19 protein-coding genes are annotated in these 22,456 nt (G+C 72.1%); 7 read left to right on the forward strand and 12 right to left on the reverse strand.

Going from position 1 to position 22,456, the window contains the following annotated elements:
• Nucleotides 1-11: 11 nt before the first annotated feature.
• The 12 genes from ASD90_RS03960 to ASD90_RS04015 all read right to left on the reverse strand — a co-directional run bounded on the left by ASD90_RS03960 (nt 12) and on the right by ASD90_RS04015 (nt 15,577).
• Nucleotides 12-1,781, reverse strand: coding sequence for an alpha-amylase family glycosyl hydrolase (locus ASD90_RS03960; RefSeq protein ID WP_056751902.1), 1,770 nt, complete (start codon nt 1,779-1,781; stop codon nt 12-14).
• A gap of 96 nt (nt 1,782-1,877) precedes the next feature.
• On the reverse strand, nt 1,878-2,828 hold the full coding sequence (locus ASD90_RS03965) for an N-acetylglucosamine kinase (RefSeq protein WP_056751905.1): 951 nt from the start codon (nt 2,826-2,828) through the stop codon (nt 1,878-1,880).
• 13 nt (nt 2,829-2,841) lie between these two features.
• Nucleotides 2,842-3,750 (reverse strand): carbohydrate ABC transporter permease, encoded by a 909-nt coding sequence (locus ASD90_RS03970; RefSeq protein WP_056751907.1) that lies wholly within the window; start codon nt 3,748-3,750, stop codon nt 2,842-2,844.
• Nucleotides 3,747-4,646: a carbohydrate ABC transporter permease gene (locus ASD90_RS03975; protein ID WP_056751909.1), complete on the reverse strand. Its 900-nt coding sequence runs from the start codon at nt 4,644-4,646 to the stop codon at nt 3,747-3,749. Before ASD90_RS03975 ends, ASD90_RS03970 begins: the two co-directional genes overlap by 4 nt.
• Nucleotides 4,647-4,656: 10 nt before the next feature.
• Nucleotides 4,657-5,976, reverse strand: a complete 1,320-nt coding sequence (locus ASD90_RS03980) for an extracellular solute-binding protein (protein ID WP_056751912.1) — start codon at nt 5,974-5,976, stop codon at nt 4,657-4,659.
• 68 nt (nt 5,977-6,044) lie between these two features.
• Entirely contained in the window at nt 6,045-7,004 is a 960-nt protein-coding gene (locus ASD90_RS03985; RefSeq protein WP_056751914.1) for an N-acetylmuramic acid 6-phosphate etherase, read from the reverse strand.
• A 115-nt stretch (nt 7,005-7,119) separates the two neighbouring features.
• The gene (locus ASD90_RS03990) at nt 7,120-8,019 is read right to left on the reverse strand and encodes a MurR/RpiR family transcriptional regulator (RefSeq protein ID WP_056751918.1); all 900 of its coding nucleotides are present in this window, start codon (nt 8,017-8,019) and stop codon (nt 7,120-7,122) included.
• A gap of 4 nt (nt 8,020-8,023) precedes the next feature.
• A complete protein-coding gene (locus ASD90_RS03995) occupies nt 8,024-9,766 on the reverse strand; it encodes a serine hydrolase (RefSeq protein ID WP_056751920.1) in 1,743 nt (580 codons plus the stop codon).
• A gap of 55 nt (nt 9,767-9,821) precedes the next feature.
• On the reverse strand, nt 9,822-11,144 hold the full coding sequence (locus ASD90_RS04000) for an exo-beta-N-acetylmuramidase NamZ domain-containing protein (RefSeq protein WP_056751924.1): 1,323 nt from the start codon (nt 11,142-11,144) through the stop codon (nt 9,822-9,824).
• On the reverse strand, nt 11,141-12,058 hold the full coding sequence (locus ASD90_RS04005) for an endonuclease/exonuclease/phosphatase family protein (RefSeq protein WP_056751926.1): 918 nt from the start codon (nt 12,056-12,058) through the stop codon (nt 11,141-11,143). The genes ASD90_RS04000 and ASD90_RS04005 overlap by 4 nt, the downstream gene beginning before the upstream one ends.
• 1 nt (nt 12,059) lies before the next feature.
• The gene (locus tag ASD90_RS04010; RefSeq protein ID WP_235506375.1) at nt 12,060-13,871 is read right to left on the reverse strand and encodes a glycoside hydrolase family 3 protein; all 1,812 of its coding nucleotides are present in this window, start codon (nt 13,869-13,871) and stop codon (nt 12,060-12,062) included.
• Nucleotides 13,872-13,999: 128 nt separating this feature from the next.
• Nucleotides 14,000-15,577 carry an ATP-dependent DNA ligase gene (locus ASD90_RS04015; RefSeq protein ID WP_056751929.1) on the reverse strand — a complete coding sequence of 526 codons (1,578 nt, stop codon included), beginning with the start codon at nt 15,575-15,577 and terminating at the stop codon, nt 14,000-14,002.
• Nucleotides 15,578-15,661: 84 nt separating this feature from the next.
• Here ASD90_RS04015 and ASD90_RS04020 point away from each other — a divergent pair, with 84 nt between their 5' ends.
• The 7 genes from ASD90_RS04020 (at nt 15,662) to ASD90_RS04050 (ending at nt 22,364) form a co-directional block, all read left to right on the forward strand.
• On the forward strand, nt 15,662-16,672 hold the full coding sequence (locus ASD90_RS04020) for an alpha/beta hydrolase (RefSeq protein WP_082588461.1): 1,011 nt from the start codon (nt 15,662-15,664) through the stop codon (nt 16,670-16,672).
• 97 nt (nt 16,673-16,769) lie between these two features.
• Nucleotides 16,770-17,555, forward strand: a complete 786-nt coding sequence (locus ASD90_RS04025; protein WP_056751932.1) for an SDR family oxidoreductase — start codon at nt 16,770-16,772, stop codon at nt 17,553-17,555.
• A complete protein-coding gene (gene fabG / locus ASD90_RS04030; RefSeq protein WP_056751936.1) occupies nt 17,552-18,322 on the forward strand; it encodes a 3-oxoacyl-ACP reductase FabG in 771 nt (256 codons plus the stop codon). Before ASD90_RS04025 ends, fabG begins: the two co-directional genes overlap by 4 nt.
• A 1-nt stretch (nt 18,323) precedes the next feature.
• Complete coding sequence (locus tag ASD90_RS04035) at nt 18,324-19,370, forward strand: phosphotransferase family protein (protein ID WP_056751939.1); 1,047 nt, start codon at nt 18,324-18,326, stop codon at nt 19,368-19,370.
• Nucleotides 19,371-19,372: 2 nt separating this feature from the next.
• Nucleotides 19,373-20,593 (forward strand): acyl-CoA dehydrogenase family protein, encoded by a 1,221-nt coding sequence (locus tag ASD90_RS04040; protein WP_056751942.1) that lies wholly within the window; start codon nt 19,373-19,375, stop codon nt 20,591-20,593.
• Nucleotides 20,594-20,688: 95 nt separating this feature from the next.
• Nucleotides 20,689-21,858, forward strand: a complete 1,170-nt coding sequence (locus ASD90_RS04045) for an acyl-CoA dehydrogenase family protein (RefSeq protein ID WP_056751945.1) — start codon at nt 20,689-20,691, stop codon at nt 21,856-21,858.
• A 92-nt stretch (nt 21,859-21,950) separates the two neighbouring features.
• Nucleotides 21,951-22,364: a hypothetical protein gene (locus ASD90_RS04050; protein ID WP_056751949.1), complete on the forward strand. Its 414-nt coding sequence runs from the start codon at nt 21,951-21,953 to the stop codon at nt 22,362-22,364.
• Nucleotides 22,365-22,456 lie beyond the last annotated feature (92 nt).

The following is a 22,456-nucleotide window of genomic DNA, read 5'->3' on the forward strand; positions in this document are numbered from 1 at the left end:
TGACGCGCGCGTCAGGCAGGCGTGAGGACGACGAGGGTGTAGGCGCCGACCGAGACCGTGCCGCTTGCGGGCTGGTGGTCGAGCGGCTTGGGCGCCGCGTCCACGTCGTGGCTGTCGTGCCCCGCGAAGAGGGCGCTGTAGGTGGACGCGTCCGAGTTGAAGCGCACCGCCCACGGCCCGGCGGACGGCATACCCGTCGTGATGGCGCGGGCCTCGGCGCTCGCGTTGACGACGACCACGGCGACGTCGTCGCCCGAGCTCCGCGCCCACGCGAGGGCCTTCGCCTCGTCGTCGAGGTGGAGCACCTCGAAGCCCTCGCCGCGCAGCCCCCGCGAGACGCCGTCGACGTCGCGGCGCAGGTGGATGAGGTCGCGGCCGAGGCGCACGATGTCGCGGAACTGCTCGGCCCGCTCCCAGTCGAGCGGCACGTCGTCGCGGAACCACTCGTCCTCGAGGAACTCCTGGCCCTGGAAGAGCATCGGGATGCCCGGCGTCGTCAGGGCGATGGCGAAGCCGAGGGTCGCGCGCTTCTGCGCCGCCCAGCCGCTGGGGTCGCCGCCGTCGATCTCGTGGGGGACCCGCAGCTTGCCGTTGGCCACCTCGTCGTGGCTCTCGGTGTAGACGATGCGCCGGAACGGCTCGTCGACGCCACGCAGCGCCTCGGCGAGCGCGGTCATGGAGCGGTCGGCGTCGTCGACGGCCGTCAGCAGGCGCCGCACCGGGTGGACGAAGCTCGTGTCCCACTGCGCGTGGAAGCCGGCGCCGCCCTTGTCGTCGGAGGTGATCGCCGGGTCGGCCTGGAGGTCCTCGGCGATGAGGATCTTGTCGGGGTGCCGCTCGCGGATGGTCGCCGTGATCGACTGCAGGAGGTCCCAGCCCTCGGGCAGGTCGCCCGTGCCGAGGCCGTCGATGGTGCGCACGTAGAGCGTCGCGTCGAACCGCAGGCCGTCGAGGTGGAACTCCTCGAGCCACATGAGGGCGTTGTCGTGGAGGTAGGCGCGCACCTCCTCGCGGCCGTAGTCGGGGCGGGTGTCGCCCCACGGGGTCGCGGAGCGCTCGTCGTTGTAGAAGTAGATGCCGCCCTTGCCGTCCTCGCTCCAGCCGTCGAACTGCCACAGGGACAGGTCGCTCGGGCCGTAGTGGTTGATGACGACGTCGAGGATGACGGCGATGCCGTGCCGGTGGGCCTCCTTGACGAAGCCCTTCAGCGCGTCGGCGCCGCCGTAGCCGCTCTCGACCGCGAAGGGGTTCGACGGGTTGTAGCCCCACGAGTAGTCGCCGGCGAACTCGGCGACGGGCATGAGCTCGACGGCGTTGATGCCGAGCTCGGCGAGGTAGCCGAGCTTGCCGGCCAGGCCGCCGAGGTCGCCGGCGTCACCCTCGGTCGCGACGAACGAGCCGATGTGGGTCTCGTAGATGACGAGCTCGTCGTGGGGCGGGCAGCCGAACGTGTCGCCGGCCCAGTCGAAGGCGTCGCGGTCGTAGACGACGGCGTTGCCCGACGAGTTCGTGACGACGCGGGCGCGCGGGTCGATGCGCATGAGCCGCTGCTCGCCGTGGGTGATGACGAACTGGTACTCGTCGCCGGGGTGCGCGCCGTCGACGTCGGCGTACCAGTGGCCGTTGTCCTCGGAGACCATCGCGTGGCCGTCGCCGGACCACCCGGTGAAGCTGCCGGTGACCGCGACGGCGTCGGCGTTCGGGGCCCACACGCGGAAGGCCGTGCCGCCGTCGTGGGGCATCGACCCGAGTCCGGGGCGGTGGGCGTCGTGCTCGGACATGCGGGCTCCAGTCGGCTCGTGAGGGGGCAGCCCCGAGCGTAGACCGGGCTGCCGGGGCCGACCGGAGACGTACCCGATCGGCCACCGGGGCCCGCGTCAGCCGACGAGGAGGTATGCCGGGTGCTCGGGGAGCGCTCCGGTGTCCCGCAGGTGCCGGGCCAGCAGGAGGGCGCCGTCGAGCGCCCCGCCGCGGGCGGGAGTGCGCCGGGCGCCGGCGTCGGCGAGCCGGGCGTCGAGGGCGTCGGCCACGGGGGCGGCGCTGAGCAGCCCACCGGTCGCGGCGAGGACCGGGTCGGTCAGGCCCTCCGCCGCGCGGAGCAGGGAGTCGGCGAGGTCGGTGCCCGAGCGGACGCACAGGGCGTGGGCGACGGGGTCGCCGGCCGCAGCGGCCGTGACGAGCGGCGCCACCGAGGCCAGACGCTCGGGCGCGTCTCGGCTCGTCATGACGAGCCGCGGCCAGCCCTCGGGCGGTCCGAGCAGGTCGGTGGCCGCCGACAGGAGGGCCGGCGAACCGCCGGGGAGGCCGTCGTGGGCGCGCAGGGCCGCCCGGAGGCCGGCCATGCCGAGCGTCGCCGCCGACCCGGCGTCGCCGAGCACGTGCCCCCAGCCGTCGACGCGGCGCCACTGCCGGTCGAAGTCGGTGCCGAAGGCGACCGCGCCGGTGCCCGCCGCGACGACCGCGCCCGGACCGATCCGACCCGTCGCGCCCACGAGGTTGGCGACGGCGTCGCTGACGACGACGGTGCGCTCGGCGCCCAGGCCTTCGGCCACCGTGCGGAGCACGTCGGTCCGGTCGGCGAGGAAGAGCAGGCCGCGCATCGACCACACGACCACCTCGGGAGGCACTGCGCCGGAAGCGGACTCGGCCGCGGCTCTCGCCGACAGCGACCGCGCATCGGCGACGAGAGCAGCCACGTCGATCCCGCCCGACCCGACCCGCACCCCCGGTGCGGTGAGCACGGGACCAGGGCTGCTGGCAAACGTGGTCAGCCGAAGGCCCGAACCGCCGACGTCGACGGCGACGACGGCCCCGGCGCGCTCGCTCACGCGAGCGAGCCGATCACTTCGCCATGCCGGCGGTCAAGCCCGCGACGATCTGCTTCGTGGCGACGAGGAAGAGCACGATGAGCGGGATCGTCGTGATGACGAGCCCGGCGAAGACGGCCGAGTAGTTCGTCGCGTTCTCCCCGAAGAAGCTCGTGAGGCCGACCGGGAGGGTGTACTTGTCCTCGCTGCGCAGCAGCACGAGGGGGAAGAGGAAGTCGTTCCAGATCGGCACGAAGCGGAAGACCGCGACCGTCGCCAGGGCCGGGCGCACGAGCGGCACCATGATCCGCCAGAACGTCTGCCAGTGGCTCGCCCCGTCGAGCGCGGCGGCCTCCTCGAGCTCCTCCGGCAGCTGCCGGAAGAACGTCATGAGGACGAAGATCGAGAACGGGACGCCCGACGCGGCGTACATGAGCATGAGGCCGAGACGCGAGTCGATGAGCCCGAGCCCGTCGAAGAGGTAGAAGATCGGCAGGATCGCGAGGTGGATCGGCAGCATGAGGCCCGAGAGGAAGAGCGCCTCGAGCCAGCGGAAGATCCGAGACCGGCCGCGGGCCAGCGCGTAGGCGGCCATCGTCGCGACCGCCGTCGAGATCGCGACCGCGCCGACCGTGACGGCGAGCGAGTTGGCGAAGTACGTCGCGAAGTTGCCGGTGGTCCACGCCTCGACGTAGCTCGCCGTCGTCGGGGGAGTGGGCAGGCCGAGCGGGTCGGTGATGAGGTCGGAGTTGGTGCGGAAGCTGTTGCTCACCATGAGCAGCAGCGGCACGAGCGCCAGGGCGGCATACCCCCAGAGCAGCACGCTGGCACCGGCGCCGCCCACGGGACCGTTGACCCGCGGCGGGCGCCGACGACCGCTCGGGACGGGACGGGCCGCGGCCTGCTCCTGCGGCGACTCGGTGGTGACGACGGCCGTGGTCATGCGGTGATCCTCCGCTCGTGACGGCGCAGCACGGCCGTGGCGGCGTAGGCGCCGCCGAAGATGATGACGAAGAGCAGGGTGGCGAGCGCCGACGAGCTGCCGATGGCATCGGTCGCGCCCGAGTCGAAGGCCGTGCGGTAGAAGAGCAACGACACGAAGTCCGTTGCGCCTGCAGGGTTCCCGGTCGATCCGCCGAACGCGTAGGGCAGGGCGAAGGCCTCCATCGCGAAGATGAACGTCAGGACCGACACCGTGCCGATGGCCGGGACGAGCAGCGGGAGGGTGATCTTGAAGAACGCCTGCCGGTTGCTCGCGCCGTCGACGCGGGCGGCCTCGGTCAGCTCCTCCGGGACACCGCCGAGGGCGGCGCCGTAGAGCAGGACCGGGAAGCCGATCCACTGCCACACGCTGACGAGGATGACGACCCAGATCGCCGTCTTCGGGTCGCCGAGCCACGGCAGCGCCCACGACTCGAGACCGATCTTCGTCAGCAGCGTGTTGACCGGCCCGAACGTCGGCGAGAGCAGCAGCGTCCAGAGGTAGCCGATGACGATCGGGCTCACGAGGTAGGGCATCGCGTAGAGCGTCTGCAGCATCCGGCGGCTGCGCGGACGCGTGTAGAGCAGGTACGCGATCGTGAGACCGAACGTGTTCTGGATGAGCATCGTGCCGACGAAGAAGAGCACGTTGTGCATCAACGCTCGTGGCAGGTCGGTCGTGAACGGCGCCCTCGTGAAGAGCGTCGCGAAGTTCTCGAGCCCGGCGAACGCCCCGCGGGTCGTGCCCTGCCACTGGAAGAAGGCGTAGGAGAACGCCGTCACCATCGGGTAGAGCACGAACACCGCGAAGAGGGCGAGCGCCGGGGCGACGAAGACAAGGCCGGTGCGGCGCCTCATGCAGGAACCGTCACGCGCTCGGCTTGAACCAGGTCTTGACGCCGGTCTCGAGGTCCTGGCTCACCGCGGTGGCGTCCTTGGAGCCGAGCAGCAGCTCCTGCAGGCCCTTGCCGAGCAGGTCGGTGCCCGTCGGTGAGCCGTAGCGGAAGTCGGTGAGCAGCAGGTACGGCGACCCGGAGTCCGTGTAGTTCTGGCTCATCTGCTTGAGCAGCGGGTCGGTGGGCTCGACCCCGGGCACGGCCGAGATCTGCCTGATGTCGTCGGTGACCATCTGGCCGAACTCCTTCGTGGTCATCCACTTCACGAGCTCGGTGGCCTCGGTGGGGTGCTTCGACCTGGCGGAGACGCCGAAGTTGCCATCGGCCCATCCTGCCGTCGTCGCGGCCGAACCGCTCGGCGACCCGGGGGCCGGCGGCACCTGGAAGATGCCGATCTTCATGGCCGGGTTGGCCTTCTGGAAGACGGAGAGGTCGAAGCTGCCGCCGGGGATCATCGCGGCCTTCTCGGCCGAGAAGAGCGTCTGGGCGTCGGTCTGCGCCACGCCGGTGGAGTTCTTGGGCAGGTACTTCTCGAGGTCGCTCACCACCTGCACCGATCCGACCCAGTCGGGGTCGGTGAAGGACTTCTGGCCCGAGAGCACCTCGCTCTGGAAGGCCTTGCCGCCGAAGCGCGGGGCAGCGAGCACCTCGTGGACGATCGGGAGCGTCCAGTCGTCCTTGGCGCCGATGGCGATCGGCGTGACGCCGGCCGCCATGAGCTTGTCGTTGGCGGCGATGAACTCGGCCCACGTGGTGGGGGCCTTGATGCCGCTCTTGTCGAAGAGGCCCTGGTTGTAGAACATCTGGACGGTCTGGCGCGCGAGCGGCACGGAGTACGTCTTGCCGTCCTCCTTGCCCTTGGCGCTCGCGACGACGTTCTCGTCCCAGCCGGCGAGGTCGACCTTGCCGTCGAGCGGCAGCAGGGACTTGCTGGCGACGGTGCCCTGGAGCTGGCCGTAGGAGCGGACCTGCGGCACGTCCGGGCCGCTCGAGCCGGCGAGGCCGGTCGCGAGGATCTTGTTGTACTCCGTCGCCTTGAACGCCTTGAAGTCGATGCTGACGCCGGGGTGGGCCTTCTCGTACGCGTCGAAGATCTTGGTGTATGCCGCCTCGTCCTCGACGCGCCACGACCACACCGTCAGGGTGACCTTGCCGTCGTCACCGGTGCTCGAGGAGCCCGAGGAGGAGGGCGAGCAGGCGGTCACGACGAGCGCTCCGGAGAGCGCGGCGATCGTGAGGACCGTGCGGCGTGCGCGCCGCGACGAGCCGGGGAGGCGTGAGGCGAACGTCATGGTGGTGCTCCTGTCGGGTTCTGCTCGGTGCCTGGGGGTCGGCACGTGGGGGTGGGAGGGTGGTGGGTTCAGCGTTCGGGGGTGGGGGCGGCCGGGGCAGCGCGGGCGGCCGGGGCGGCCACCTGGCCGCCGAGGGACGCGAGCGCGTGGGCCACGGAGCCGTCGTGGGCGGCGATCGCGTCGCGCGCCGTGCCGGCGTCGACGCCCGCGAGCATCGAGAGCAGGGCGGGCTTGAGCTCGCCGTCGGCGTCGTCGAGGGCCCGGCGGGCCTGCTCGGCGTCGGCGCCCGTCGCCTCCTGCAGGATGCGCACGACGCGGCCGCGGAGCTTGGCGTTCGTCGCGACGACGTCGACCATGAGGTTGCTCCACGTGCGCCCGAGCCGGATCATCACGGCGGTCGAGAACGAGTTGAGGACGAGCTTCTGGGCGGTGCCGGCCTTGAGCCGGGTCGAGCCGGTCAGGGCCTCGGGGCCGGTGCGCACGGCGAGGAGGAGGTCGGCGTGGACGGCGACCTCGGCGTGCGGGTTGGCCGTGACGAGGGCCGTGACGGCCCCCAGCTCGCGAGCCCGCGCGAGAGCGCCGGCCACGAACGGCGTACGCCCTGAGGCCGTGAGGCCGATGGCGATGTCCCCGGGACGCAGCACGTCGGCTTCTGCGCGACCGAGGTCGACGTCGTCCTCGACGTTCTCGACGGCCTCGAGCAGGGCGGCGGGGCCGCCGGCGTGGTGGGCCACGACGAGCCCGGCCGGGGCGTTGAAGGTGGGGCGCAGCTCGGCGGCGTCGAGCACGGCGAGTCGGCCCGACGTGCCGGCGCCGAAGTAGTGCACGGCTCCGCCCGCGCGGAGCGACTCGACGGCGCGGTCGACGAGACGAGCCAGGTCGGGGAGGATCACGCTCACGGCGCCGGCCACGGTCGCGTCCTCGGCGTTGAGCGCCCTGAGGATGTCGAGGGAGGTGTGGGTGTCGATGGACGTCGTCCCCGGATGGCGCTCCTCGGTGGGGGCGTCCACGGTCACCTCGCTGCTCACCCGTGCGAGGTTAGTTTCCTACGCCGTCAGCGTCAATGCCGTAAATGAGTAACATTCCCGTCACGGTCCCCCGACCACCCCCGTCCCTCGAGTGGGGGAGGGGGCGCTTGACGGGTCAGTCGGTGACGTGGTGGCCGGCGACGGCCTCGCGCGTCTCGGCAACCGCCTTGCGCACCCGGCGCAGGTTGCGCTGGGCGACCGCGATGTAGAGGCAGTCGACGACCGTGAGGGCCGCGATGCGGCTCGCCGTCGCGCCCGAGCGCAGGCTCGTCTCGCGCGCGGCGGTCGTGAGCAGGTAGTCGACGCCCGAGGCCAGCCGCGACAGCGGGAAGTTCGTGATGGCCAGGGTCTTGGCCCCGGTCGAGCGCGCGGCCGCGAGCGCCTCGATGGTCTCCGTGGTCGTGCCGGAGTGCGAGATGCCGATGGCGATGTCACCCGGGCCGAGCAGCGTGGCGCTCGTCAGGGCGAGGTGCGCGTCGTTCCAGACGAAGGCGACGATGCCCATGCGGTGCAGCTTCTGCTGGAGGTCGGCGCCGACGACGGCGCTCGCGGCCACACCGTAGATGTCGACGCGTCCGGCCTTGGCGATGAAGGCGGCTGCCTCGGACAGCGCCTCGCGGTCGAGCTGCTGGGCGGTCTCCTCGACCGCGCTCGCATCGGTGAAGGCGACCTTGGCGATGATGTCGTCGATCGTGTCCTTGGCGCTGATGTCGGTGCCGCTGCGGCTCATCGTGCGCGGCTGGGCCGACTCCTCGGCGAGCGCGAGGCGCAGCTGCGGGTAGCCCGGCAGCCCGAGCCGCCGGCAGAAGCGCAGCACCGTCGTCTCGGACGTGCGCGCCGCCGTGGCGAGCTCGCTGATGGTCAGGCCGGCGGCACGGCGCGCGTCGGCGAGGACGATGTCGGCGACACGGTCCTCGGCGGGCGACAGCGAGGGCTTGATCCCCCGCAGGCGGATGAGCAGCGATGCGCTCGCGGCACCTGCGGGGGACGAGGCCCCGTCCTCGGTCCTGGGCATGGGCCTACGCTACGGCGTCGCGGCCCGCGAGCCGCCACCCGTCCGCCGTGAAGGCGTCAGGGGTCTTCTCACCGTCGAGCAGGACGCCGCCCGGGCCCTGGACGATGACGTCGTCCACGGCGACGCCCCGACCGAGGTAGCCGCCGTCGGTCGTGTGCCGCCAGCGCAGCTGCTGCGCCCCGGCCGGCAGGTCGGCCCGCACCTGCACCCAGCGCCTCGTGCCGGAGCCGGAGATGACGCCGTCGGCCGTCTCGGTCTGGCCCCGGTCGACGACGGCGAACGGCAGGGCCGCCCACGTCGCGCCGCCGTCCGTGGAGCGCTCGAGGTGGAGCAGGTCCGTCTCCTCGGTGTCGAGGAAGAGGTCGAAGCCGAGGCGCCCACCCCCGACGCCCACCGGGAGCGGCGTCGTCGTCAGGGTGGTGGTCGTCGCGTTGTCCGAGCCGGTGAACCAGGCCGTGTCACCGTGACGCGGCCGGATGCCCATGGACGCCGCGAGGCCGTGGGCCCACTCGCGGCGGGCGATGTTGATCGAGCCCCAGCTGCGCGACGGGTGCACCCGGTTGGTGAGCAGGACGGCGAAGGACCGCGACGTGAAGTCGATGACGATCGACGTCCCGGTGTAGCCGGTGTGGCCTGCGGTGCGGGGTCCGGACAGGGCGTCCATGTACCAGCGCTGGTCGAGCTCGAAGCCGAGACCGTGCGAGTCGCCGGGGAAGTCGCCGTTGAAGTTGGTGATGAGGGCCTCGACGCTCTTGCGGCTGAGGATGCGCTCTCCGCGGTAGGTGCCGCCGTTGAGCAGGGCCTGCGACAGGACCGCGAGGTCGTCGACGGTGGAGAAGACGCCCGCGTGCCCGGCGACCCCGCCCAGCGACCAGGCGTTCTCGTCGTGGACCTCGCCGCGCACCATGCCGCGCGGCGGCGCCGTCTGGTACTCGGTCGCCGCGGTGCGGGCCTTGTCGGCCGGGTTGTAGCCGGTGTCGGTCATGCCGAGCGGCGCCGTGATGCGGTCGTGGACGACGGCGTCGAGCGGCTCGCCCCGCAGCTTCTCGACCATGACGCCGAGGGTGATGAGGTTGAGGTCGCTGTAGAGGTAGGTGGTGCCGGGCGCGTTGGTGAGCGGCTGGTCCATGACCGCCTTGATGCGTGACACCTTGTCGGGCCACTTGCTCCACAGCGGCAGCCACGAGGTGAAGCCCGACGTGTGCGTCAGCAGCTGGCGCACCGTCACGGACTCCTTGCCGTTGGCGGCGAACTCGGGGAGGTAGGTCGCGACGGGGCTCTCGAGCGCGACGCGCCCCTCCTCGATGAGCTGGACGACGGCGATCGAGGTGAAGAGCTTCGAGACCGAGGCGAGGTCGAAGATCGTGTCGGTCCGCATCGGCTCCCACTGGTCGCGCGGCAGCTCGGTCGTGGCGTCGGCGTAGCGCAGCGCCCAGCCGCTCGCGTCGCGCTCGACGATGCGGCCCTCGTGGCCCATGATCCCGACGGCGCCCGCGAAGAGGGGGTGGCCGCTCGCGTCGACCTGCTCGTGGGCGTGGATCTGCGCCACCGACTCCGCGATCGGCGCCGGATCGAGCCCCACCGACGTCGGGCTCGCGTCGGACAGGACGGTGTTGGCCGGGGCGAAACCGCGGTCGGGCTTGCTGAAGTCGTCGGCCGTCGCGGAGCCGACGGGCCCGGCGGTCACGAGACTCCCCGCGAGGGCGAGGCTGCCGAGGGCAGCAGGGACGAGGGTGCGCAGGCGCATGTCACTCCTAGATCGTGCAACAGGTCGAGCAGCGGGTGGCGAGCCGGTGGACAGGTCAGTTCGAGGGGCCGCGGTAGATGAGGTACTGCTGGCGCCGGGCGTCGAAGGCCGCGAGCTCGTCGCGCCATGCGCCGACGACCTCAGCGGCGGGCGCACCGGCCGAGATCTGGGTGCGCAGCCGCTGGGAGCCGGTCAGCTTGTCGATCCAGTAGGGCCGCGCCGGGTCGTAGGAGTCGTAGCGCCAGGCGAAGTCGCTGTAGAGCGCCCTGGCCGCCACGAGCATCTCGACGGTCGAGCGGATCGGGTCGAAGGTGGACGGGTCGGTGACGTGCAGCTGGACGCCGCCGCAGACGAGGCCGGTGTGCTTGCTGAACGTGGGGGAGAAGTAGGCCTCGCGGAAGCCGACGCCCGGAAGGTCCAGCGCCGCAAGGCGTTCGGCCCACCTGTAGTCCACGTAGGGCGCGCCGATGAGCTCGAACGGCCGCGTCGTGCCGCGGCCCTCGGACAGGTTGGTCCCCTCGAACATCCCCGTGCCGGGGTAGACGAGCGCCGTGTCGGGAGTCGGCATGTTGGGACTCGGCATGACCCACGGGAGCCCGGTGACGGCATACGGCACGTCGCGGCGCCAGCCCTTGACCTCGACGACGCTGAGGTCGGTGAGCTGGCCACCTGCGTCGGCGGTGAGGAACTCGCCGTCGAAATAGCGGGCGAGCTCGCCCACGGTCATGCCGTGCGCCTGAACGATCTCCTTGGCGCCGACGCCAGAGGTCCACGGCGTCGTCATCATCGGCCCGATCGCCTTGCCGCCGATGGGGTTCGGGCGGTCGAGGACGACGAAACGGGCTCCGACGGCGACGGCCGCACGCATCGCCGTGTACATCGTCCAGATGTAGGTGTAGAAGCGCGACCCGACGTCCTGGATGTCGAAGACGACCGTCTCGACGCCGGCCGTCCGGAAGAGCGTCGTCATCTTCGCCGCGTTGGCGCCGTAGGCGTCGTAGACCATGAGGCCCGTGCGCGGGTCGGTGTGGTTGCCCTCGGAGTCACCGGCCTGGGCCGTGCCGCGGAAGCCGTGCTCGGGCCCGAAGACGCCGACGATGTCGACGGCGCCGGACTCGTGCATCTCATCGACGATGGTGCGCAGGTTGGTGAGGATGCCGGTCGGGTTCGTGATGACGCCGACCTTCTGCCCCGACAGGACGGACCAGTCGGCCGCGGCCGCGCTCTGGGCGCCGGTCGTCACGGGGTTGTTCGGGTAGCTGCTTGCGTATGCCGTCGGGCCGGCCTGCGCTGCAACGGAACCCGCCGCGGTGGCGGGGATGGCGACGGCGCCGAGGGCGCCGGCGGTGAGCAGCTGCCTGCGGTTGAGGTTGGTCATCTGGAGGTCTCCGATCCTTGGTCGAGCAGGACGGTCGCGGCGACTGCACGGTGGTCGCTCGCGCCGACGAGGGCGGGGTCATGGGCGGTGCTGGCGTGCACGACGTCGATGCCGGGGGAGACGGCGACGAGGTCGATGCGCTTGGTCGGGTCGATCGCGGGGTAGCTGAGTCCGGGCTCGCCGTCGCGGGTCGGGGCCACGGCCCAGGCGTCGCGCAGGCGGGTCCAGAGGCCGGCCAGCTCAGGTGCGCCGGCGTCGGCGTTGAGGTCGCCGAGGAGCACCTGGTCGGCGCCGGGCGGGTCCTGGTCGAGGATCGCCACGGTGTCGGCGACCTGGAGGCGGCGGACGGTCGGGTCGCCGCGGTAGTCGAGGTGGGTGACGTAGACGTGGGCGCGGGCCCCGCCGATCTGGACCGTGGCCTCGAGGAAGCCGGGAGCCGGTGCCGGGACGGGGTTCGGGTCCTGGGTCGAGAGCCGGGTCAGGTCGTGGTTCTCGACGGCGACGATGGGGTGACGTGAGAGCAGGGCGAGGCCGAACTCGCGCCGAGGCGCACCGGCTGTCAGTGGGTCGAGGCTGTAGATCGGGGCGAAGGCGGTGCGCATCCCGAGCCGGCGTCCGAGCTCGGCGACGGTGTCGTCGAAGCGGCTGCGCTCGCCCCAGTGGACGTCGGCCTCCTCGAGCCCGACGACGTCGGCGTCGAGGGCCCGGATCGCGGCGGCGGTGCGGTCGAGGTCGTACACGTTGTCGCTGCCCGCGCCCGCGTGGATGTTGTACGTCGCGACGACGGCGCGCACGGGTGGCACGGGTGGGACGGCCGGCACGGCGGCTTCGGCGCCCGCCGGGGCGACCGCGGTGGCAGTGGCCGCGGCGGCGACGAGAGCCGCCGCCGCGACCATCCGGTGCAGGGCGCCCATCTCAGTAGGTCAGCCCGTGACCGAACGGGTAGAGCACCGTGGCCGGGTCGCCGGCGACGGGGATGTCGACCGGCAGCGACGCCGTCGGCGCCACGTCCCCGACGATGACCCGTGCGGCCGCCTCGATGGCGACCGGGCTGTAGGAGTAGGTCGCGACGTACGTCGGCGCCGCCGTGAAGTACGCGATGTCGTAGGGGTCGCGCACGGCGACCACGACGACGGGCTTCCCGGTCGCGAGCAGCTGCTTGACGAGCTTCTGCTGGCCGCCGCGGGTGTCGGTGACGCTCGTGTCCCACGCCTTCATCGTCGTGACGACCACGACGTCCTTGTCGGCGGCTGCCGCGACGGCGGATGCCACCGCGGTGTCGGTGGGCGACGCGCCGGTCTGGACGGTCTGCACCGTCGCGCCCTTGGCGGTCAGGGCGGCCGCGAGGGTGGCGGTCGTCGAGACGCCGTAGCCCGTGACGAGGATCTTCGTGCCGCTCGGGGCGATCGGCAGGGCCTTGGCGTCGTTCTTGACGAGCGTCGTCGTGCGGTCGGTGACCGTGGCGGCCGACGCGAGGTGGGCCGGGGTCCCGACGACCGAGGCGACGGCGGTCGGGTCGGCGTACGGTCGGGCCACGATCCCGCGGCGGTACTTGAGGCCCAGCACGCGGCGTACCTTGGCGTCGAGCTCGCTCGGGTGGATCCGGTGGCTGCGCACGGCGGCGATGACGGCGGCGTACGCGTCGTCCATGGCGGGCGTCATGAGCAGCTGGTCGACGCCGGCGAGGAGCGCGCGCACGGCCACCTCGGCGTCGCCGTAGAGGTCGCGGACGCCCTGCATGGCGAGCGAGTCGGTGACGATGACGCCCTCGTAGCCGAGCTCCTCGCGCAGCACGCCGGTCATGATCGGCTTGCTCAGGGTGGCCGGGTTGCCCGAGTCGTCGAGGGCCGGGAACGACAGGTGCGCCGTCATGATCATGTCGATCTGCTCGTTGATCGCGGCCTTGAAGGGCGGGGCGTCGATGGTCTCCCACTGCTCCCGCGTGTGGGTGATGATCGGGAAGGCGACGTGGCTGTCGGTCGCGGTGTCGCCGTGGCCCGGGAAGTGCTTGGCCGACGAGGCGACGCCACCGTCGCGCTGGTAGCCGGCGACCTGGGCGGCCGCCAGCTCGGCGGCGAGCGCGGCGCGCGAGGAGAAGGACCGCGTGCCGATGACGGGATTGAGCGGGTTGACGTTGACGTCGCAGTCGGGCGCGAAGTTCGTGTTGACGCCCATGGCGAGCAGCTCACGGCCCGTGATCGCGGCGGCCGTGCGCGCGTCGGGGGCGCTGCGGCCGGCACCGAGGGCCATGGACCCCGGGAACTGCGTGGCAGGCGGCCCGATGCGCGTCACGACCCCCTGCTCCTGGTCGGTCGCGATCTGGAGCGGGATGTGGACCTTGCTCTGCTGCGTCAGGGCAGCCTTCTGCAGGCCGTTTGAGAGGCCGACGATCTGGTCGGGGTTCTGCACGCTGTCGGTCCAGGCGAAGTAGATGACACCGCCGAGGTGGTACTTCTGCACGACCTCCGCGGGGCTCGCGACGCCGTAGAGCGGGAGGTTGCGGCTGTCGGGGGTCGTCGCGTCCTTGCCGTAGACGTTCTGGATGAAGAGCTGACCGACCTTCTCCTCCAACGACATCCGGTTGATCGTTGCGGTGATCCAGCCATCCTCGCCGGTCACGGCTGCCGTGGATGCGCTCGAGGCGGCGCGGGCGCTCCCGGCCGTGGCACCCGCTGCTGCGGCGGCGATGCCACCTGCGATCACCGAGCGGCGGGAGAGTTCGGACATGGACATGGTGCCTCCAGGAGTGTGAAGAATTCACGCGATCTGCCTTCGGGCCGGAACTTACCTACGTACTGTGGCGTAGGCAACAGATAGCGGCGTGCCGTCTCACGACGCGCCGACGCCGCTCGGGCTCACCAGCCGGCGAGCGACCGCACGGTCTGCACGGTGTCGATCTCGGCGACCGGCTTGTCGTCGCGGTAGCGCAGCACGCGGGCGAACCGCAGCGCCATGCCGCCGGGGTAGCGCGACGACCTCTGCACGCCGTCGAAGGCGATCTCGACGACCTGCTGGGGGCGCAGCGGGACGACGCCCCACTGTTGGCCCGACCGGCCTGCCCCGACATCCGCCGGGTCGAGCGCCAGCTCGCTGAACCGCTCGGTCTGCCAGGCGAGCATCTCGTCGGTCATCCCCTTGAACGTCTTGCCGAGCATGACGAGGTCACCGGTGTCGGCGTCGCGCGCGCCGAGGTGGATGTTGGAGAGCCACCCCTGGCGGCGTCCGCTGCCCCACTCGACGGCCAGGACGACGAGGTCGAGGGTGTGCCGCGGCTTGACCTTGACCCACCCCGGGCCCCGGCGGCCGGCGGCATACGGCAGGGCGGGATCCTTGACGACGACGCCCTCGTGCCCGGCTGCGACGAGGTCTGCGAAGAACCGCTGGGCCTGCTCGGGGTCGTCGGTGAGCTCGCGCGGCACCATCCACGCGGGCGGCACGGTGCGGGCGAGTCGCTCCCATCGCACGTGGGCCGGCTCGTCGAGGAGGTCGTCGCCGTCGAGGTGGAGCAGGTCGAAGAAGAACGGTGTCAGGGGCACCTCCGCGCGCAGCCGGTCGACGTCGGCGCTGCTGGCCGTGCGGGCTCCCGTCACCTGGAACGGCTGGGGCCGGCCACCCTCGCCGAGTGCGATGACCTCGCCGTCGAGCACGAGGGTCTCGACGTCGAGGGTCGCCAGCGCCTCGGTGATCTCGGGCATCCGGTCGGTGACCTCGTCGAGCGTCCGGGTGAAGAGGCGCACGCTGCCCGGGCTAGTCCGGTTGTCGACGTGTGCCTGCAGGCGTATGCCGTCCAGCTTGGTCTCGACGACGACCTCGCCTCCCAGCGTGGCCAGTGCCGCGGCGACGTCGGGGGCCGAGCCGGCGAGCATGGGCCGCAGCGGGCGTCCCACCTCGAGCGTCAGGGCGTCGAGCGCCTCGGCGCCACCGGTGAGGGCGGCGCGCGCGACCGGGCCCGCGAAGCCGGCGAGCATGACGGCCCGGCGCACCGCGGCGTCGGGCACGTCGGCGGCCTTGGCGACGGCCTGGAGCATGACGCCGTCGCCCGCGCCCTGACGGGTCTCGCCCGTGATGAGGCCACGCAGCCACGCCTGCTCGTCGGCGGTGGCGCGCGAGAAGAGCTCGCGGACGGCGGCGGTGCGGGCGGCGGCCGAGCCGGAGCCGCCGATCGCGGCGATCGTGGTGGCCGCGGCGTCGACCTCCTCGACGGTCAGGGTCGAGGTCTCCGCCGGGTCGGGCAGTCCCTGGAGGCCGCGCCAGCTGACCCCGAGGCGCCGCTGGGGGAGCGTGCCCGACAGCTGGGCCGTGACGACCTCGACCACGTCGGGACCGTCGTCGGCCGCACGACGCAGGCACGCCGCCAGCGCCTCGACCTTCGCGGTGCGCGACGACGTGGCGGCGACGGTGTGCGAGGTGGCGACGACGTCGGAGAGCTGCATGACCCGATCCTGCCCCGCCCCGCCGACACCCACCAGCCACCGTCGAGAGGCCACGTGTGGCCGTGTCCCGACTAGATTCGCCGCATGGGTGGCATCGTCGACCGGACTCGCGGTCTCGCGCGGACGGCCGCGCTCGGCGTGGCGACGGCCGCCGGGGCGCTCCTCGTCGCCGCGCGGACGACGCCCTGGCCCTCGGCCCTGCTCGTCCGCGCCGTCTTCGGCCGGGGCGCCGCACGCGCGAGCGGCGCCCTCGAGAAGCATGTCCCGGGCGATCTCGTCGAGGTCGTCGACGAGGCGTACGACGTCTCGTCCCCGGACGGGAGGCTCGACGTCTTCAGGCCGGCGCGCGAAGCGGCGTTGCCGACGGTCGTCTGGGTCCACGGCGGTGCGTTCGTGTCCGGGTCGAAGGGTGACGTCGCCAACTACCTTCGGGTCCTGGCCGGGCGCGGTCTCACGACGGTCGGCGTCGACTACTCGATCGCCCCGGGTGCGCGCTACCCGACGCCCGTCAAGCAGGTGGTGGCCGCGCTCGCGCACCTCGTCGACCACGCCGACCGGCTCGGCATCGACCCCGGGCGGGTCGTCCTGGCCGGCGACTCGGCCGGCGCCCAGATCGCGGCGCAGGTGGCGCTGCTCGTCACCGACGAGGACTACGCCCGCGAGGTGGGGATCGACGTCGAGCTGCCGCCCTCCTCGCTGAGCGGTCTCGTGCTCTTCTGCGGTGCCTACGACTTCACGCTCGCGCAGGGGTCGACCCGGCTGGGCAGCTGGCTGGTCGACACGGCGATCTGGTCGTACCTCGGGTCGAGCCGGCGCCACGACGAACGCATCACCCGGCAGGGCTCGGTGCCGGTCCACGTCACGCCGTCGTTCCCGCCCTCGTTCGTCTCGGCCGGCAACGGCGACCCGTTGCTCCCGCACACGCTCGCGCTCGTCGACGCCCTGGAGCGGCACGACGTCGACCACGACGTCCTGCTCTTCGACGACGACCACGAGCCGCGGCTCGACCACGAGTACCAGTTCGACCTCGACACCCCGGACGGGCGCGAGGCCCTCGATCGGGCTGTCGCCTTCATCGAGCGCGTCACCGGCTGAGGGGCCGGACGTGGCCTCTCGACGGGTGGGGTCACTTGACGTGGGGGGCACCTTGTCGTCAAGGTAAGCAAGCGCTTAGTCCATCGCGAGGAGCAGCATGCCCGACACCGCCGTCGTCACCGGAGCAGCCCGGGGGATCGGCCGCGCCATCGCCACCCGTCTGGCCCGCGAGGGCCGGCAGGTCGTCGTGGCAGACCTCGACGCCGCCGAGCTCTCGGCGACGGCCGAGGCGATCGGCGCCCTCGCCGTCCCCGGCGACACGTCGACCGACGCCGGCGTGCGCCACCTCGTCGACACGGCATACGAGACCTTCGGGAGCGTCGACGTCTTCTTCGCCAACGCGGGGATCGGGACGCTGGCCGGGCTCGACGCCTCCGACGAGGAGTGGGCCCGCACCCTCGAGACCAACGTCCTCGCGCACGTGCGCGCCGCCCGGCACCTCGTGCCCCGCTGGCTCGACGCCGGCGGAGGCCGGCTCGTCGTCACCGCGTCGGCGGCCGGGCTGCTGACGATGCTCGGCGACGCGCCCTACTCCGTGAGCAAGCACGGCGCCGTCGCCTTCGCCGAGTGGTTGAGCGCGACCTACCGCCACCGCGGGATCGTCGTCCAGGCGATCTGCCCGCAGGGCGTGCAGACCCGCATGCTCGACGGTTCCGGCCCGCTCAAGGACCTGCTCACCCTCGACGCGACGCTGACCGCCGACGAGGTCGCCGAGGCCGCGTGGCGGGCGCTCGCGACCGACGACTTCTACGTGCTCCCGCACCCCGAGGTGCGCGACTACTACGCGCTGCGCGCCGCCCACCCCGACGCCTGGCTCGCCGGCATGAACCGGCTCCAGCAGAAGCTCGACCACCAGACCGCCGACCAGCAGGAGAACGCATGACCGACCAGCCGAACACCTCCCAGCGCACCGCCATCGTCACCGGGGCCGCGCGCGGCATCGGCGCCGCGGTGGCCAAGCGGCTCGCCTCCGACGGGTTTGCCGTCGCCGTCCTCGACCTCGACGAGTCCGCCTGTGCCGCAGTCGTCTCCGAGATCGAGGCTGCGGGTGGCAAGGGCCTCGCCGTCGCCGTCGACGTGTCGGACGAGGCGGCCGTGCAGGCGGCCGTCGACCGCGTCGCCTCCGAGCTCGGCGCCCCGACGGTGCTCGTCAACAACGCCGGCATCATCCGCGACAACATGCTCTTCAAGATGAGCGCCGACGACTGGGACGCCGTCATGAACGTCCACCTCCGCGGCTCGTTCCTCATGACGCGGGCGACCCAGAAGCACATGATCGACGCGACGTTCGGCCGCATCGTCAACCTCAGCTCGACCTCGGCCCTCGGCAACCGCGGCCAGGCCAACTACTCCGCCGCCAAGGCGGGCCTCCAGGGCTTCACGAAGACCCTCGCCATCGAGCTCGGCAAGTTCGGCGTCACGGCCAACGCCATCGCCCCCGGCTTCATCGCCACCGACATGACGCGCCAGACGGCCGAGCGCATGGGCATCACCTTCGAGCAGTTCCTCGAGGGTGCGGCCAAGGAGATCCCGGTCGCCCGCGTCGGCCAGCCCGAGGACATCGCCGCCACGACCTCCTTCCTCGTGCGCGACGAGGCCGGCTTCGTCTCCGGCCAGGTCATCTACGTCGCCGGCGGGCCGAAGGACTGACGTGACCGACGCCCGCGACACCGCCCCCGACGGGGACCCGCCCGGCCTTCCGCTCGACCGGCTCCGGGACTTCCTCGCCGACGCGGCCCCCGACCTGCTCGAGGGACCGCTCACGGGGCGGGTCGTCGCGGGCGGCAAGTCCAACCTCACGTACGAGGTGGGCGACGGCACGAGCACCGTCATCGTGCGGCGGCCGCCGCTCGGTCACGTGCTCGCCACCGCCCACGACATGGGGCGCGAGCACCGCGTCATCACGGCCCTGCGCGACACCGCCGTCCCCGTCCCGACGACGTATGCCGTGTGCGACGACCCCGACGTCATCGGGGCGCCGTTCTACGTCATGGAGCGCGTCGCGGGCACCCCCTACCGCTTCGAGGCACAGCTCCAGCCCCTCGGCGCGGAGCGGGTGCGCGCCATCAGCGAGCGCATGGTCGACACCCTCGTCGCGCTGCACGCCGTCGAGCCCGCGTCGGTCGGTCTCGGTGACTTCGGACGTCCCGACGGCTTCCTCGAGCGCCAGGTGCGCCGGTGGAAGCAGCAGCTCGACGCATCCCGCAGCCGCGACCTCCCGGGCATCGACGAGCTGCACGAGCGGCTCGCGGGATCCGTTCCCGCGCAAGACGATCCGACGATCGTTCATGGTGACTTCCGACTCGACAACCTGCTCGTCACGAGCGACGACGAGGTGTCGGCCGTGCTCGACTGGGAGATGGCCACGCTCGGGGACCCGCTCACCGACGTCGCCCTGCTCGAGGCGTACCAGACGCTCCCGCTCATGATGGACAGCGTCGCCGTCTCCGACGTCTCGCGGACGCCGGGCTTCATCAGCGGGCCCGAGCTGCGCCAGCGGTACGCCGCCGCGAGCGGGCGCGACCTCGGCCACCTCTCGTTCCACCTCGGGCTCGCCTACTTCAAGCTCGCGGTCATCCTCGAGGGCATCCACTACCGCTACACCCAGGGCCAGACGGTCGGCAGCGGCTTCGCCAGCATCGGCGAGGCCACCGTCCCGCTCGTCACGGCCGGTCTCGCCGCCGTCAAGGAGAGCTGAACATGGACTTCGGATTCGATGCCCGCACCGAGGAGCTGCGCCAGGAGCTGCTCGGCTTCATGGACGAGCGCATCGTGCCGTCGCTGCCCGTCTTCGACGAGCAGGTCTCGGCCCCGCCCGACCCGTGGGCGTGGAGCACCGCCCCCGTCCTGCAGGACCTCCGGCAGGAGGCCCGGGACCTCGGCCTGTGGAACGTCTTCCTCCCCGGCCAGCACGGCGCCGGTCTGACGAACCTCCAGTACGCGCCGCTCGCCGAGATCACCGGCCGCTCCATCCGCCTCGCGCCGGCGGTCCTCAACTGCGCTGCCCCCGACACCGGCAACATGGAGGTGCTCGCCCAGTTCGGCAACGCCGAGCAGCAGGAGCGCTGGCTGAAACCCTTGCTGCGCGGCGAGATCCGCTCGGCGTTCGCGATGACCGAGCCCGACGTCGCGAGCAGCGACGCCACCAACATCGGCACGAGCATCCGCCGCGACGGCGACGACTACGTCATCAACGGGCGCAAGTGGTGGATCACCGGGGCGATGAACCCCGAGTGCGAGGTCCTCATCGTCATGGGCAAGACCGACCCCGAGGCCGACCGGCACCGCCAGCAGTCGATGGTCCTCGTCCCGCGCGACGCGCCCGGCGTCGAGGTCGTCCGCGGCATGGAGGTCTTCGGCTACGACGACCACGACCACGGCGGGCACGCCGAGCTGCGCTTCACGGACGTGCGCGTGCCCGCGAGCAACCTCATCGGCGAGGAGGGCACCGGCTTCGCCATCGCGCAGGCCCGGCTCGGGCCGGGCCGCATCCACCACTGCATGCGCTCGATCGGTCTCGCCGAGGTCGCCATCGAGGCCATGTGCCGCCGGGCGTCCGAGCGCGTCGCCTTCGGCCGGCCCATCGCCGAGCAGGGCGTCGTTCGCGACTGGATCGCCGAGTCCCGGGTGCGCATCGAGCAGCTGCGCCTGCTCGTCCTCAAGACCGCCTGGCTCATGGACACCGTCGGCAACAAGGGCGCGCACACCGAGATCCAGGCGATCAAGATCGCGACGCCCAAGACCGTCGAGTGGATCCTCGACAAGGCCATCCAGACCCACGGCGCCGCCGGCCTCAGCCAGGACACCGAGCTCGCCGCCGCCTTCGCCGGCATCCGCACGCTGCGCTTCGCCGACGGACCCGACGAGGTGCACAAGAACGCCCTCGCCAAGGCCGAGCTGCGGAGGTATGCCGCCCGCTGACCGCGCGGGACGGCATACACCCCGCACTCGTCACGGCACGACACCCCGCACGTCACCCGCACGACCCACCCGACCGCACGACGAAGGGACCGACGATGGACTTCGACCTCAGCGCCGAGGAGCGCGAGATCCGCGACTGGGTGCGCACCTTCGTGCGCAAGGAGATCGTGCCGCTCGAGCCGCAGGTGCTCGAGCGCGAGCGACGGAACGAGCGTGGCCTCACCGCCGAGGAGCTGAAGGGCCTTCAGGACAAGGCCCGCTCGTCCGGCTTCTTCGGCATCCAGACGCCCGAGAGCCACGGCGGCATGGGGCAGGGCGCCGTCGTCGCGGCGCTCATCGAGATCGAGCTCGGCCGGTCGTTCGTGCCGTTCCGCTTCGCCGGCGAGGCCGACAACATCCTCTTCTCGGCCACCGAGGAGCAGCAGGACACCTACCTCCGCCCGACGATCGAGGGCACCCGGAGGTCGTGCTTCGCGATCACCGAGCCCGGCGCCGGCTCCGACGCACGCGCCATCCGCACGAGCGCCCGACGCGAGGGCGACGAGTGGGTCATCAACGGGGAGAAGACCTTCATCACCGGCGGCAACGAGGCCGACTTCGTCATGGTGTTCGCCGTGACGGACAAGGAGAAGGGCGCCGACGGTGGCGTCACGTGCTTCCTCGTCGACCGCGACCGCGGCTGGACGAGCACCCCGATCGACACGATGGGCGAGTGGGGACCTGCCGCGCTCGTCTTCGAGGACGTCCGGGTGCCGCACTCGGCGATCCTCGGCGAGGAGGGCACGGGCTTCGACCTCGCGATGCGGTGGATCGGCAAGGGCCGCTACATGCTGCCGGCCCACGCCCTCGGGTCGTGCGAGCGGCTCGTCGAGATGGGCATGGAGTGGGCCCGCAACCGCGTCACCTTCGGCCAGCCGATCGCCGAGCGCCAGGCCATCCAGTGGATGGTCGCCGACTCCGCCGTCGAGATCGAGGCCCTGCGCTGGCTCGTGCTGACCGCCGCCTGGCAGGTCGACCGCGGCCTCGACTCGCGCCAGTCGCAGTCGATGGCCAAGCTGTACGGCGGCGTCAAGGCCAACGAGATCGTCGACCGCGTGCTCCAGATGCACGGCGGGATGGGCTACACCCGCGAGCTGCCCGTCGAGCGGTGGTACCGCGAGCTGCGGCTGCTGCGCATCTACGAGGGCACCGACGAGATCCAGCGCCGCACCATCGCGCGCAACCTGCTCAAGGGGCACGTGTCGGTCCGCGGGCACCTGGGCTGACGGGCGGCGGACCCGGCCCGTCGGCATACGTCCTCGGCATACGTCCGCGGCAAAGGGCCCATGGCGGGGCTCGCGAGGAGCATGCTGAGGGCATGGCAGGCCCACCCGCATCCGCGAAGCAGTTCAACAAGGTCGCCGTCCGGCTCGCCGGGCACCGCTTCTTCCCGCTCTGGGCGGTGCTGCGCCACCAGGGCCGCTCGAGCGGCAAGGACTACTCCACGCCGATCGCCGTCATCCCCACGCCGACGACCTTCGTCATCGGCCTGCCGTGGGGGCGCGGCACCGACTGGGTCCGCAACGTGCGTGCGGCGGACGGCTGCACCATCCGGTGGAAGGGGCGCGAGTTCACGTGCACCGACCCCACGTTCGTCGACAAGACCGTCGCCCTGGCCGCGGCGAAGGGACTGACGCGGCGCGTCATCGAGCGGCGCGACATGCCCGGGGGCTTCCTCCAGCTGACCCGCACCCCCGCCCCCGAGCACTCGGCCATGCAGTCCGGCTGGTGACCCCGGCGCCACACCGCCCGCGACACGTGGTGTGAAAAGTCCCTTGTGCCGGATTGACGCCCGCTCTGCGACATCAGTGAGTCACTGAGGTC

The sequence above is a fragment of the Terrabacter sp. Root181 genome (assembly GCF_001428505.1).
Lineage (GTDB): Bacteria > Actinomycetota > Actinomycetes > Actinomycetales > Dermatophilaceae > Terrabacter.

Excerpts from the sequence above, each read along its gene's own strand:
- ASD90_RS04045 (WP_056751945.1), top strand. The coding sequence starts at position 20,689 with ATGGACTTCGACCTCAGCGCCGAGGAGCGCGAGATCCGCGACTGGGTG.
- ASD90_RS04040 (WP_056751942.1), top strand. The coding sequence starts at position 19,373 with ATGGACTTCGGATTCGATGCCCGCACCGAGGAGCTGCGCCAGGAGCTG.
- ASD90_RS04020 (WP_082588461.1), top strand. The coding sequence starts at position 15,662 with ATGGGTGGCATCGTCGACCGGACTCGCGGTCTCGCGCGGACGGCCGCG.
- ASD90_RS04005 (WP_056751926.1), bottom strand. The coding sequence starts at position 12,058 with ATGGGCGCCCTGCACCGGATGGTCGCGGCGGCGGCTCTCGTCGCCGCC.
- ASD90_RS04010 (WP_235506375.1), bottom strand. The coding sequence starts at position 13,871 with ATGTCCGAACTCTCCCGCCGCTCGGTGATCGCAGGTGGCATCGCCGCC.
- fabG (WP_056751936.1), top strand. The coding sequence starts at position 17,552 with ATGACCGACCAGCCGAACACCTCCCAGCGCACCGCCATCGTCACCGGG.
- ASD90_RS03990 (WP_056751918.1), bottom strand. The coding sequence starts at position 8,019 with ATGCCCAGGACCGAGGACGGGGCCTCGTCCCCCGCAGGTGCCGCGAGC.
- ASD90_RS03995 (WP_056751920.1), bottom strand. The coding sequence starts at position 9,766 with ATGCGCCTGCGCACCCTCGTCCCTGCTGCCCTCGGCAGCCTCGCCCTC.
- ASD90_RS04050 (WP_056751949.1), top strand. The coding sequence starts at position 21,951 with ATGGCAGGCCCACCCGCATCCGCGAAGCAGTTCAACAAGGTCGCCGTC.
- ASD90_RS04025 (WP_056751932.1), top strand. The coding sequence starts at position 16,770 with ATGCCCGACACCGCCGTCGTCACCGGAGCAGCCCGGGGGATCGGCCGC.
- ASD90_RS03975 (WP_056751909.1), bottom strand. The coding sequence starts at position 4,646 with ATGAGGCGCCGCACCGGCCTTGTCTTCGTCGCCCCGGCGCTCGCCCTC.
- ASD90_RS03970 (WP_056751907.1), bottom strand. The coding sequence starts at position 3,750 with ATGACCACGGCCGTCGTCACCACCGAGTCGCCGCAGGAGCAGGCCGCG.
- ASD90_RS04015 (WP_056751929.1), bottom strand. The coding sequence starts at position 15,577 with ATGCAGCTCTCCGACGTCGTCGCCACCTCGCACACCGTCGCCGCCACG.
- ASD90_RS03960 (WP_056751902.1), bottom strand. The coding sequence starts at position 1,781 with ATGTCCGAGCACGACGCCCACCGCCCCGGACTCGGGTCGATGCCCCAC.
- ASD90_RS03980 (WP_056751912.1), bottom strand. The coding sequence starts at position 5,976 with ATGACGTTCGCCTCACGCCTCCCCGGCTCGTCGCGGCGCGCACGCCGC.
- ASD90_RS04000 (WP_056751924.1), bottom strand. The coding sequence starts at position 11,144 with ATGACCAACCTCAACCGCAGGCAGCTGCTCACCGCCGGCGCCCTCGGC.